Origin of the sequence: Streptomyces sp. NPDC013157 (assembly GCF_042899865.1) — a bacterium.
GTDB lineage: Bacteria > Actinomycetota > Actinomycetes > Streptomycetales > Streptomycetaceae > Streptomyces.
The window spans coordinates 449,135-461,402 of the sequence record NZ_JBIBAK010000001.1 but is presented as its reverse complement, the minus strand read 5'-3'; the positions used below and the strand labels follow the sequence as shown (position 1 = coordinate 461,402).

Below are 12,268 nucleotides of genomic sequence, written 5' to 3'. Positions count from 1 at the left end.
CCGCCCGGCAATGGTCCGGTACCGAAGGAGACGCGTATGACGAGTGCGACGGAGGACTTCCGCAGGGCACGGGACTTCCTGCTGGAACACCGTGTGGACTACGCCACCGCCTACGAGGGCTTCGCCTGGCCGCGTCCGGACCACTTCAACTGGGCGCTGGACTGGTTCGACGTCATCGCCGAGGGCAACGACCGCACCGCCCTGCACATCGTCGAGGAGGACGGCTCGGAGACCAAGCTGTCCTTCGCCGAGCTGTCCGAGCGCTCCGACCGGGTCGCGAACCACCTGCGCGCGCGGGGCGTCGAGCCGGAGGACCGCATCCTGGTCATGCTCGGCAACCAGGCCGAGCTGTGGGAGACCGCGCTGGCCGCGATGAAGCTGCGGGCCGTGGTCATCCCGGCCACCCCGCTGCTCGGCCCGGCCGACCTGCGCGACCGCGTCGACCGGGGCCGGGTGAAGCACGTGCTCGTGCGCGCCGAGGACGCGGCCAAGTTCGCCGAGGTGCCGGGCACGTACACCCGGATCGCGGTGGGCGGGCTGCCGGCGTCGGAGGCCGGGCCCTGGGAGCCGTACCAGGACGCGTACACCGCCTCGGCCGACTTCGTGCCCGACGGCCCGACGCTGGCCGACGACCCGCTGATGCTCTACTTCACCTCGGGCACCACCGCCCGCCCCAAGCTGGTCGAGCACACCCACACCTCGTACCCGATCGGGCACCTGGCGACCATGTACTGGATCGGCCTGAAACCCGGTGACGTGCACCTGAACATCTCCTCGCCGGGGTGGGCGAAGCACGCCTGGTCGAACCTCTTCGCCCCCTGGAACGCCGAGGCGACGGTCTTCATCCACAACTACGCGCGCTTCGACGCGGGCCGGCTGATGGCCGAGATGGACCGGCACGGCGTGACGTCCTTCTGTGCCCCGCCGACGGTGTGGCGCATGCTCATCCAGGCGGATCTGAGTCAGCTGGCGACCCCGCCCCGCGAGGTCGTCGCGGCGGGCGAGCCGCTCAACCCCGAGGTGATCGAACAGGTGCGGCGGGCCTGGGGCGTGACCATCCGGGACGGGTTCGGGCAGACCGAGACGGCCGTGCAGGTCTCCAACAGCCCCGGGCAGCCGCTGAAGACCGGGTCGATGGGCCGTCCGAGCCCGGGGTACCGGGTGGAGCTGCTGGACCCGGTCAGCGGTGCCCCCGGCGCGACGGAGGGCGAGATCGCGCTCGACCTGGCAGCGCGGCCGGTGGGCCTGATGACCGGCTACCACGGGGACGCCGACCGTACGGCGGAGGCGATGGCCGGCGGCTACTACCGCACCGGGGACATCGGCTCCCGGGACGAGGACGGCTACATCACCTACGTCGGCCGCGCGGACGACGTGTTCAAGGCGTCCGACTACAAGATCAGCCCGTTCGAGCTGGAGAGCGCGCTCCTCGAACACGAGGCGGTGGCCGAGGCGGCCGTCGTGCCCGCGCCGGACGACCTGCGGCTCGCCGTGCCGAAGGCGTACATCGTGCTTGCGGCGGGCTGGGAGCCGGGCCCGGACACCGCGAAGGTGCTCTTCGAGCACTCGCGGCAGGTGCTGGCGCCGTACAAGCGGGTCCGGCGGCTGGAGTTCGCCCCGCTGCCGAAGACCGTGTCCGGGAAGATCCGCCGGATCGAGCTGCGCGAGGCCACGGCCGCCGGCTCGGCCGACGAGTACCGCGAGGAGGACTTCCGGTGAGCTCGTCGTACACGCACGGCACGAGCACCACCACGCTGCTCGGCGACACCATCGGGGCCAACCTGGACCGGGCCGTCGCGGCCTGGCCGGACCGCGAGGCGCTGGTGGACGTACCGACCGGCAGGCGCTGGACCTACACCGAATTCGCCGCCGACGTCGACCGGTTGGCGTACGCGCTGCTGGCCAGCGGGGTCGCCAAGGGCGACCGGGTGGGCATCTGGGCGGTCAACTGCGCCGAGTGGGTGCTGGTGCAGTACGCCACCGCCCGGATCGGCGCGATCATGGTCAACATCAACCCGGCCTACCGCACCCACGAGGTCGAGTACGTCCTGAACCAGGCCGGGATCTCCCTGCTGTTCGCCTCGCTGCGGCACAAGACCAGCGACTACCGGGCGTTGGTGGAGGAAGTGCGGGGCAGGTGCCCGCAGTTGCGGGAGACGGTCTACATCGGGGACCCGAGCTGGGAGGCGCTGACCGCCCGCGGAACGGCCGAGCGGGGTGCCGAGCTGGCGGCCCGAGCGGCCGAGTTGTCCTGCGACGACCCCATCAACATCCAGTACACCTCGGGCACGACCGGCTTCCCGAAGGGGGCCACGCTCTCCCACCACAACATCCTCAACAACGGCTACTTCGTGGGTGAGTCGATCGCCTACACCGAGCAGGACCGGATCTGCATCCCGGTGCCCTTCTACCACTGCTTCGGCATGGTGATGGGCAACCTGGCCGCCACCTCGCACGGCGCCTGCATGGTGATCCCGGCCCCGTCCTTCGACCCGAAGGCCACCCTGGAGGCGGTCCAGCAGGAGCGCTGCACCTCGCTCTACGGCGTCCCGACCATGTTCATCGCGGAGCTGAACCTCCCCGGCTTCGCCTCGTACGACCTCTCCACCCTGCGCACGGGCATCATGGCGGGCTCGCCCTGCCCGGTCGAGGTGATGAAGCGGGTGGTCGCCGAGATGCACATGGCGGAGGTCTCCATCTGCTACGGCATGACGGAGACCTCCCCGGTCTCGCTCCAGACCCGGATCGAGGACGACCTGGAACACCGCACCGGCACGGTCGGCCGGGTGCTGCCGCACCTGGAGGTCAAGGTCGTCGACCCGGCCACCGGGGTCACCCAACCCCGCGGCACCGCAGGTGAGTTGTGCACCCGCGGCTACAGCGTGATGCTCGGCTACTGGAACGAGCCCGAGAAGACGGCGGAGGCCGTCGACCCGGGGCGCTGGATGCACACCGGGGACCTGGCGATGATGCGCGAGGACGGGTACGTCGAGATCGTCGGCCGCATCAAGGACATGATCATCCGGGGCGGCGAGAACGTCTACCCGCGCGAGGTCGAGGAGTTCCTCTACGCCCACCCCAAGATCCGGGACGTCCAGGTGGTCGGGGTGCCGCACGAGAGGTACGGCGAGGAGGTCCTCGCCTGCGTCATCCCGCACGACCCTGCCGCCCCGCCCACCCTGGACGAACTCCGCGCCTTCTGCGAGGGCCGCCTGGCCCACTACAAGGTGCCGAGCCGGCTGCAGATCCTGGACGACTTCCCGATGACGGTCTCGGGCAAGGTCCGCAAGATCGAACTGAGGGAGCAATACAGCGCCCCGTAAGGGGCGCCGGGGGTACCCCCGGCCGAAGGCCGGGGGAGGAACTGCGCGACCAGCCACCACCGGCCCGCAGTCAGGTCACCCACCCGCGGCGCGCAGCTCATCCGCGGGCCCGTTGACCGGCTGCGGCGTCCCCGTGAAGTCCAGCACGAACAACGGCACCCCCAGAGCGTCGGCCCGCTCCCGCGCCTCCTCGGCGTACCCGGCAAGGGAGAAGTACACGCACCCCGAATCCTCCGTCATCGCCGTCAGCCACAGACACTCCACGTCCCGCCGCGAGGCCGGCTGCACGGTCGGGTCCACCTGGGCCAGCAGCCCCCGGGCGGCCAGCCCGATGCCGGACGGCGGCTGCTGGTCGGCGCGGCGGATGTCCCGGTAGCCGAGCCAGCGCAGATAGAGCGCGGCCGCGGTGACCGCGTCCCGGGCGGTGCGGATCGTCACGGGATGGAAGGCGGTCCGGGGTTCGGGCTCGGGCTCCGCCGGCGGCGCGGACACGCCGCCGGCGACCGCGATGCGCAGGAGCGCCCCGCACGGGCAGCCCAGCTCCGGCTGCGGCCACTGGTCCCGGCGGCCGCAGGAGCCGCAGCTCACCGTCACCCAGTCCGCGTCCCAGGCGCGGTGTGCCACCGCGGTCGGTCCGGCCGTGCCGTCGAGGCTCGGGGTGACCGGCGCGCCACAGGCGCACGGGTACGACGGCGCGGTGTAGACGTGCTCGCGCCGACAGGCCGGACAGCGCACCGGCACGCTCTCGGACATGGCCCCCACCTCAGGCGTCGCGTCGGTTCAGCCGTCCCATGGTGCTCCCGCCGGGGCCCGGTTGTCCGTCCCTTGACGACGTTCGTCACCGCACCTACATTGATTTCAGATAGTAGAAGTTAGTTTCCGTAATACGGAAAACTGAAGACGATGCTCACCGCGGGGCGCGACGGGAGCAGGCATCCGACAGCCGAAAGCAGGAGTTCTCGATGGCTCGTATGACCGCTGCCCGCGCGGCAGTTGAGATCCTCAAGCGCGAGGGCGTCACCGATGCGTTCGGTGTGCCCGGCGCGGCGATCAACCCCTTCTACGCGGCGCTCAAGGCCTCCGGCGGCATCCACCACACCCTCGCCCGCCATGTCGAGGGCGCCTCGCACATGGCCGAGGGCTACACCCGTACGCACCCCGGGAACATCGGCGTCTGCATCGGCACCTCCGGCCCGGCCGGCACCGACATGATCACCGGTCTGTACTCGGCCACCGGCGACTCCGTCCCGATCCTCTGCATCACCGGCCAGGCCCCGACCGCGGTGATCCACAAGGAGGACTTCCAGGCCGTCGACATCGCCTCCATCGCCAGGCCCGTCACGAAGATGGCGGTCACCGTGCTGGAGGCCGCGCAGGTCCCGGGCGTCTTCCAGCAGGCCTTCCACCTGATGCGCTCCGGCCGCCCGGGCCCGGTCCTGATCGACCTGCCGATCGACGTGCAGCTCACCGAGATCGAGTTCGACCCGGAGACGTACGAGCCGCTCCCCGTCTACAGGCCGGCCGCCACCCGCGCCCAGATCGAGAAGGCGATCGGGATGCTGAACGCGTCCGAGCGTCCGCTGATCGTCGCGGGCGGCGGGGTCATCAACGCGGACGCCGCCGAACTCCTCGTCGAGTTCGCCGAGTTGACCGGCACCCCGGTCGTCCCGACCCTGATGGGCTGGGGCGTCCTGCCCGACGACCACGAGCTGAACGCCGGCATGGTGGGTCTGCAGACCTCGCACCGCTACGGCAACGCGACCTTCCTGGAGTCCGACTTCGTCCTCGGCATCGGCAACCGCTGGGCCAACCGCCACACCGGGAAGCTGGACGTCTACACGGCCGGCCGCACCTTCGTCCACGTGGACATCGAGCCCACCCAGATCGGCAGGATCTTCGCCCCCGACTACGGCATCGCCTCCGACGCGAAGGCGGCACTGGAACTGCTCGTCGAGGTGGCACTGGAGTTGATGGCGACCGGCGGGCTGCCCGACCGCTCGGCCTGGGCGGGCTCGGCGCAGGAGCGGAAGGCGACCCTCCAGCGCCGCACCCACTTCGACGACATCCCGATCAAGCCGCAGCGCGTCTACGAGGAGATGAACAAGGCGTTCGGCCCGGAGACCCGGTACGTCTCCACGATCGGCCTCTCGCAGATCGCCGGCGCCCAGATGCTGCACGTCTTCAAGCCCCGGCACTGGATCAACTGCGGCCAGGCCGGCCCGCTCGGCTGGACGATCCCGGCCGCGCTGGGCGTGGCCAAGGCCGACCCGGAGGCGTCCGTCGTCGCCCTCTCCGGCGACTACGACTTCCAGTTCATGCTGGAGGAACTCGCGGTCGGCGCGCAGCACAAGATCCCGTACATCCACGTCCTGGTCAACAACTCCTACCTGGGCCTGATCCGCCAGGCGCAGCGGGCGTTCGACATCGACTTCCAGGTCAAGCTGGAGTTCGAGAACATCAACTCGCCCGAACTGGGCGTCTACGGCGTCGACCACGTCAAGGTCGCCGAGGGCCTGGGCTGCAAGGCGATCCGGGTGACGGACCCGGCGGAACTGGGCGCGGCCTTCGAGAAGGCCAAGAAGCTGGCCGCCGAGCACCAGGTGCCGGTCGTCGTGGAGGCGATCCTGGAACGGGTCACCAACATCTCCATGTCGACCACCAACGACATCTCGAACGTCGTCGAGTTCGAGGAGATGGCGACCGAGCCGGGGCACGCCCCGACGTCGATCAGGGCACTGAAGGTCTGAGCCGGCGAAGACGAGAGCGGGCGGTCCATCCCGGGGATGGACCGCCCGCTTCGCGTCGTAGACGACTCGGTGCCCGCCGCCCCCGTGCCGGCGGGCACCGTGTGACGCGAATATGCCCCCTGACTGGGGCGGTTGAAGCATGTTGAACGCAGTTCAGAGCTTTATTTGAGGATCGGCCGGTACGTTCGTCCGGGTACATCAGCTTTCGGGATGTTCGGTCAGGCCCGGCCAGTCGTCCGGGCCGCCGCCCTGCCACTCGATGAGGTCGCTCTCCTCGACCTCGATCCGGTCCAGGTCGGCCATCCGCAGGATCTCGATCACGTCGTCGAGGTGGGAGGCGATCCCGAGGGTGACGTCGCCCTCGGTGACCCGCCGGGAGCCGTCCAGGGCCGGGGCGTGCACGACGATGCGCGGGAACTGGGTCGGTGGATGTGCAGTCATGCCACAAGGCTCCTGCGGCGGGGGTGGAAACGCACGCCGAAGCGCCGGATGCGGGCGGTTCCGCATCCGGCGCTCGACGAGTCCGTGGCGCTCTCCCCGGCTGTGGCCGTCCGACGGCGCGAGGCTGGGCGCGACAGGACGTTCGCGCCGCCGGACGGGGTCCAGGGTGTGGCTGGGACCGCGGCGGGTGCGACGGAGCCGGGGGCGTCCTTCCCTCTGGTCGAGAAGAGCGCTCGGTTCCTTCACCACCGCACTGGCTCGCACGCCGCCGCGGTCCTCGCCCCGCCCGCGCGCCGACACCGATCGGCCACCCCTCATCCGGGCCGGTCGGCCGCCGCGGGCCGCCTGTGGGGTCAGTCCTCGCGCAGGGCGCGGACCGTCTCCGCCACGCGCCTGCCGTACTCCGGGTCGGCGGCGTGGAAGTGGGCCAGGTTCTTCTCGATCATGTCGTCGCGAGTGACCTGCGAGAGGCCGCCGGCGATGTTCGCCACCAGCCGCTGCCGCTCCTCCGCGGACATCAGGCGGTACAGCTCGCCCGCCTGGAAGAAGTCGTCGTCCTTGGTGTGGAGCGGGGCCTCGTGGGTGCCCGTGTGGCCGGTCACGGCGAGGGGCGCCGACAGGGGGCGGCCGGTCTCCACCGGGCCGTCGTAGGAGTTCGGCTCGTAGTTCTTCGCGTGCCGGCCCTGGGCGTCGGCGGCCATCAAGCCGTCCCGGCCGTGGTTCTGCGCGGTCGTCGCCTTCGGGGCGTTGACGGCCAGCGGCGTGTGGTTGACGCCCAGGCGGTAGCGGTGCGCGTCCGCGTAGGCGAACAGACGGCCCTGGAGCATCTTGTCGGGGGAGGGGCCGATGCCCGGCACGAAGTTGTTCGGGGAGAACGTGGCCTGCTCGACCTCGGTGAACACGTTGTCCTGGTTGAGGTCCAGGACCAGGCGGCCCACCCGCTGGAGCGGGTGGTCCCGGTGCGGCCACACCTTGGTCAGGCCGAAGGGGTTGAAGCGGTTGTCCGCCGCCTCGGCCGCCGGCGTGATCTGGACGTACAGGGTCCAGGACGGGTTGACGCCCCGCTCGATGGCCTGGAGCAGGTCCGTCTGGTGCGAGTTCGGGTCCTTGCCCGCCGGCTTGGCGGCCTGCTCGCTGCTCAAAGAGCGGACGCCCTGGTTGGTCTTGAAGTGGTACTCGACGAAGAAGGCCTCGCCCTCGGCGTTCGTCCACTGGTAGGTGCGCGAGCCGTAGCCGTTCATGTGGCGGTACGACGCCGGGATGCCCCGGTCGGCCATCAGCCAGGTCACCTGGTGGGTGGCCTCGGGGGCGTGCGCCCAGAAGTCCCGGACGTTGTGCGGCTCCCGACGGCCCGTGAAGGGGTCGCGCTTCTGCGAGTGGATGAAGTCCGGGAACTTGATGGGGTCCTTGACGAAGAACACCGGGGTGTTGTTGCCGACGAGGTCGTCATTGCCCTCCGCCGTATAGAACTTGACCGCGAAGCCGCGCGGGTCCCGTACGGCGTCGGCGCCGCCCGGCGAGTCGGCGACCGTCGAGAAGCGCACGAACGCCTCGGTCCGCTCGCCGACCGAGGCGAGGAAGTCGGCACAGGTGAACCCCGTGGCGTCGTCGGTCACCTCGAAGTAGCCGTACGCGCCGCTGCCCCGGGCGTGCATCACCCTCCCCCACTGCCTTAAGGGCGTGGGAGGTGCCCCCACCGGTATGCGCTCGCGGTTGAAGCGCGCGAGCTTCTCCAGCAGGTGCTGGTCCTGGAGGAGGAGCGGGCCGCCGATGCCGGCGGAGGCGGAGTTCCGGTTGTCGGCGACCGGGGCGCCGGACTCGGTGGTGAGCACGCGCTTGGACATCGTGGGCCTTCCGTGCGGGTGTCAGCGGAAATTCATTTCCGCTTCGTGGAGCCTAGGATCGGGCCGGCCGAGGCGTCAACAGTTTGTTGAAGTGGTTTCCGGGCGGCGCCGGCGCCTGGGCGCGACAGGACAGGTGTCGGCACCGCCACCGCCCGGAAGTCATGCGGTCCGGCTCAGACCTGCGCGCCGGACAGGCGCTCCACCGCGCGCAGCAGCGCGGAGTGGTCGAGGCCGCCGTCGCCCTGCGCGCGCAGGGACGCGACCAGTTGGGCCACCACGGCGCCGACGGGCAGGGCGGCGCCGACGTTGCGGGCCGCGTCCGTGACGATGCCCATGTCCTTGTGGTGCAGGTCGATCCGGAAGCCCGGCCGGAAGTCGCGGCTGAGGAAGTTGTCCTTCTTCCGAGTCAGCACGGTCGAGCCGGCCAGGCCGCCGTTCAGCACGTCCAGCGCGGCCGTCAGGTCCACACCGGACTTCTCCAGGAAGACCACGGCCTCGGCGCACGCCTGGATGTTCACGGCGACGATCAGCTGGTTGGCGGCCTTCACGGTCTGGCCCGAGCCGTGCGGACCGCACAGCACGATGGTCCTGCCCAGCGCCTCGAAGACCGGCCTCGCGGCGTCGAAGTCGGCCTGCTCACCGCCGACCATGATGGACAGCACGGCCTCGACGGCACCGGCCTCACCGCCGGACACGGGCGCGTCGAGCACGCGGATGCCCTTGTCCCGCGCCGCCTTCGCCAGGTCGACGGAGGTCTGCGGGGTGATGGACGACATGTCGATGAGGAGCGCGCCGGACCGCGCGTTCGCCAGGATGCCGTCCGGGCCGTACGCGATGGCCTCGACCTGTGGCGACGCGGGGACCATGGTGATGACCACGTCCGCGTCCCGCACCGCCTCGGCGATGGAGGCGGCCGCGGTGCCGCCGGCGGCGGCCAGCCGGTCCAGCTTGTCCTGCTCCAGCGTGAAGCCGGTGACGTCGTAGCCCGCCTTGACCAGATTCTCGGACATGGGGGAGCCCATGATGCCGAGGCCTATCCAGGCGATCTTGGGGAGTGTGTTGCTCATAGGGGGTGCCTCTCTGGATACGTCGATCACACAGCCCGTCTGGGGATCCCCCTCCGGGGGAGTTCGAGGACGAGGCCGAAGGCCGAAGCGGGGGTCCGGGGGCGGCAGCCCCCGGGGGCGGTCACATCAACGGGCGGCGCGCTGTGCCACCGGCAGCCAGCCGAAGGCGTCCGCACTCGGGCGGTCGCCCGCCTTGTACTCCAGGCCCACCCAGCCGTCGTACCCGGCCTTCCTCAGCCCGTCGAGGAGGTCCGCCAGCGGCAGCGACCCCGTGCCCGGGGCGCCGCGGCCCGGGGTGTCGGCGATCTGGACGTGGCCGGTCTTCGAGGCATACCGCTCGATCACCGACGGCAGGTCCTCGCCGTTCATCGCCAGGTGGTAGAGGTCCATCAGGAAGCGGGCGTTGCCGAGGCCCGTGGCCTCGTTGACCCTGTCGACGACCTCGACCGCGGCCGGGGCCGACACCAGCGGGTACCGCGGTGACTCGGGGGCGTTGAGCGCCTCGATCAGCAGGACCGCGCCGATCCGGTCGGCCGCGCGCGCCGCGAGCGTCAGGTTCTCCAGTGCCAGCGCGTCCTGCTCGGCCGGGTCCACGCCGTCGACGCGGTTGCCGTACAGCGCGTTGAGCGCCGTGCAGCCGAGCGACCGGGCGAAGTCGGCCGCCACGTCGATGTTGGCGCGGAACCTCTCCGACTCCGCGCCCGGGACCGACAGGGCGCCACGGTCGGGTCCGGGCAGCCGGCCGGCGTAGAAGTTCAGGCCGGTCAGCCGGACGCCCGCGTCCTCGATCGCCTTCCTCAGCGCGTCGAGCCCGGAGCGCTCGGGGGTGGGGGAGTCGGCCCAGGGCCACCACAGCTCGACCGCCGGGAAGCCGGCCGCGGCGGCGGCCGCGGGGCGCTCCAGGAGCGGGAGTTCCGTGAAGAGGATCGACAGGTTGACGGTGAAGCGCTGCTCTGCGAATCCCATGGGGGTCGGCGCTCCCTTCCACTCTCTATGTTTCCGTATTGCGGAAGTTGATTTCTGCTTAATGGAAGACTGCCTCTGGGCAGGGAAGGCTGTCAAGAGCGCCCGCGCACATCCCGCGCCCTACCCTGGAGGTGTGGCCCGTTCCAACGACGAGGTCGCCGCGCTGTTCCAGGAGTACGCGGACCTCATCTCGATCACCGGCGGCGACGCCTTCAGGGCACGTGTCTACGAGAAGGCCGCCCGGTCCGTCGGCGGCCACCACGCCGATGTCGCCACGCTCGACCTCAAGGGGCTCCAGGACATCCCGAACGTCGGGAAGTCGATCGCCCGGAAGGTCCTCGAATACCTCGACAGCGGCAGCGTCTCCGCCGTCGACGAACTGCGCGCGAAGATCCCCGCCGGGGTCCGGCGGCTGACGGCCGTGCCCACCCTCGGTCCGAAGAAGGCGATGACGGTCTACGAGGAGCTCGGCATCTCCTCCGTCGAGGAACTCGCCGACGCCATCCACCAGGAGCGGCTGCGCGACCTCAAGGGCTTCGGGCCGAAGACCGAGGAGAACATCCTCCACGGCATCGCGCTGCTCCGGTCCGCCGGCGGCCGGGTGCAGCTCGACCTGGCCACGGACCTCGCGGAGGACATCGTCGGCGCCCTGTCCGCGGTGACCGGCTGCGAGCGGTGCGCGTACGCCGGATCACTGCGCCGGATGCGGGAGACGATCGGCGACATCGACATCCTCGCGGCGGCGAAGAAGTCGGCGCCGCTCATGAAGGCGTTCACCGGGTTGCCGTACGTCACCGAGGTCATCGGGCAGGGCGGGACCAAGACGTCCGTGCGCACCAGCAAGGGCCTCAACGTCGACCTGCGGGTCGTACCGCCGGACTCGTGGGGAGCCGCGCTGCAGTACTTCACCGGCTCCCGGGCCCACAACATCCGCACCCGTGAGATCGCGGTGCACCAGAAGCTCAAGCTCTCCGAGTACGGCCTCTTCGACGTCGAGAGCGGCGAGAAGATCGTCTCGGAGACCGAGGAGGAGGTGTACGCCCGGCTCGGCCTGCCCTGGATCCCGCCGACGTTGCGCGAGGACCGCGGGGAGATCGAGGCCGGGCTGCGCGGCGAGCTGCCCGAGCTGGTCACCGAGGCCGACCTGCGCGGCGACCTGCACACCCACACCGACCTCACCGACGGGCTCGCCCCGCTGGAGGAGATGGCCGAGGCGGCCGCCCGGCGCGGCTACGCCTACTACGCGATCACGGACCACGCCCCCGACATGGCGATGCAGCGCATGACCGACGAGCGGATGCTGGCCCAGCGGGAACGGGTGCGCGAGCTGGACGGCAGGTACCCCACCAAGGGCCGGCGCGGCGGGCTGCGGCTGCTGCACGGCACCGAGCTGAACATCGGGCCCGACGGCGGGGTGGACTGGCCCGACGACTTCCTCGCCGGCTTCGACCTGTGCGTGGCGTCCGTGCACTCGCACTTCAACCAGAGCCGCGAGCAGCTGACCAGGCGCCTCGTCCGGGCCTGCGAGAACCCGCACGTCAACGTCATCGGCCACCCCACCACCCGTCTCATCGGCAAGCGGCCCGGCATCGACGCCGACCTCGACGCGGTCTTCGCCGCCTGCGCCCGCACCGGCACGGCCCTGGAGATCAACGCCCACCCGGACCGCCTCGACCTGCGCGACGAGGACATCCTGCGGGCCCGCCGGCACGGCGTGAGGTTCGCCGTGAACAGCGACGCCCACGCCGTCCCGCACCTTGCCAACATGCGGTACGGCATCGGCACCGCCCAGCGTGGCTGGCTCACCGGTGACGACGTGATCAACACCTGGCCGGAGCGGCGGCTGCGGGGCTTCCTGCGCAAGGAGCGCGGATGAGCCC

General features: G+C 70.8%; 9 protein-coding genes. 4 read left to right on the top strand and 5 right to left on the bottom strand.

The features are described from left to right. Positions 1-36: 36 nt before the first annotated feature. Positions 37-1,719 (top strand): AMP-binding protein, encoded by a 1,683-nt coding sequence (locus ACFY6U_RS02105; RefSeq protein ID WP_390034611.1) that lies wholly within the window; start codon positions 37-39, stop codon positions 1,717-1,719. Continuing rightward, a complete protein-coding gene (locus ACFY6U_RS02100) occupies positions 1,716-3,323 on the top strand; it encodes an AMP-binding protein (protein ID WP_390034610.1) in 1,608 nt (535 codons plus the stop codon). The genes ACFY6U_RS02105 and ACFY6U_RS02100 overlap by 4 nt, the downstream gene beginning before the upstream one ends. Before the next feature lie 75 nt (positions 3,324-3,398). On the opposite strand, the gene ACFY6U_RS02095 is transcribed toward ACFY6U_RS02100, so the two are convergent. Beyond that, entirely contained in the window at positions 3,399-4,076 is a 678-nt protein-coding gene (locus ACFY6U_RS02095; RefSeq protein ID WP_390034609.1) for a hypothetical protein, read from the bottom strand. Between the two features lie 209 nt (positions 4,077-4,285). On the opposite strand from ACFY6U_RS02095, the gene gcl reads away from it, so the two are divergent. Further along, complete coding sequence (gene gcl, locus ACFY6U_RS02090; protein ID WP_390034608.1) at positions 4,286-6,070, top strand: glyoxylate carboligase; 1,785 nt, start codon at positions 4,286-4,288, stop codon at positions 6,068-6,070. 198 nt (positions 6,071-6,268) lie between these two features. On the opposite strand, the gene ACFY6U_RS02085 is transcribed toward gcl, so the two are convergent. The 4 genes from ACFY6U_RS02085 to ACFY6U_RS02070 form a co-directional block, all read right to left on the bottom strand. Continuing rightward, complete coding sequence (locus ACFY6U_RS02085; RefSeq protein ID WP_351488793.1) at positions 6,269-6,511, bottom strand: hypothetical protein; 243 nt, start codon at positions 6,509-6,511, stop codon at positions 6,269-6,271. Positions 6,512-6,864: 353 nt separating this feature from the next. Beyond that, entirely contained in the window at positions 6,865-8,355 is a 1,491-nt protein-coding gene (locus ACFY6U_RS02080) for a catalase (protein WP_390034607.1), read from the bottom strand. Between the two features lie 173 nt (positions 8,356-8,528). Continuing rightward, positions 8,529-9,422, bottom strand: coding sequence for a 2-hydroxy-3-oxopropionate reductase (locus tag ACFY6U_RS02075; RefSeq protein WP_390034606.1), 894 nt, complete (start codon positions 9,420-9,422; stop codon positions 8,529-8,531). Positions 9,423-9,548: 126 nt separating this feature from the next. Next, on the bottom strand, positions 9,549-10,388 hold the full coding sequence (locus ACFY6U_RS02070; RefSeq protein WP_390034605.1) for a TIM barrel protein: 840 nt from the start codon (positions 10,386-10,388) through the stop codon (positions 9,549-9,551). A gap of 133 nt (positions 10,389-10,521) precedes the next feature. On the opposite strand from ACFY6U_RS02070, the gene polX reads away from it, so the two are divergent. Then, on the top strand, positions 10,522-12,264 hold the full coding sequence (polX, locus tag ACFY6U_RS02065; RefSeq protein WP_390034604.1) for a DNA polymerase/3'-5' exonuclease PolX: 1,743 nt from the start codon (positions 10,522-10,524) through the stop codon (positions 12,262-12,264). The last annotated feature ends 4 nt before the right edge of the window (positions 12,265-12,268 follow it).

What these genes read in the sequence shown, in the direction of transcription:
- ACFY6U_RS02105 (WP_390034611.1), top strand. Translation starts at nt 37, where the DNA reads ATGACGAGTGCGACGGAGGACTTCCGCAGGGCACGGGACTTCCTGCTG.
- ACFY6U_RS02095 (WP_390034609.1), bottom strand. Translation starts at nt 4,076, where the DNA reads ATGTCCGAGAGCGTGCCGGTGCGCTGTCCGGCCTGTCGGCGCGAGCAC.
- gcl (WP_390034608.1), top strand. Translation starts at nt 4,286, where the DNA reads ATGGCTCGTATGACCGCTGCCCGCGCGGCAGTTGAGATCCTCAAGCGC.
- ACFY6U_RS02085 (WP_351488793.1), bottom strand. Translation starts at nt 6,511, where the DNA reads ATGACTGCACATCCACCGACCCAGTTCCCGCGCATCGTCGTGCACGCC.
- ACFY6U_RS02080 (WP_390034607.1), bottom strand. Translation starts at nt 8,355, where the DNA reads ATGTCCAAGCGCGTGCTCACCACCGAGTCCGGCGCCCCGGTCGCCGAC.
- ACFY6U_RS02075 (WP_390034606.1), bottom strand. Translation starts at nt 9,422, where the DNA reads ATGAGCAACACACTCCCCAAGATCGCCTGGATAGGCCTCGGCATCATG.
- ACFY6U_RS02070 (WP_390034605.1), bottom strand. Translation starts at nt 10,388, where the DNA reads ATGGGATTCGCAGAGCAGCGCTTCACCGTCAACCTGTCGATCCTCTTC.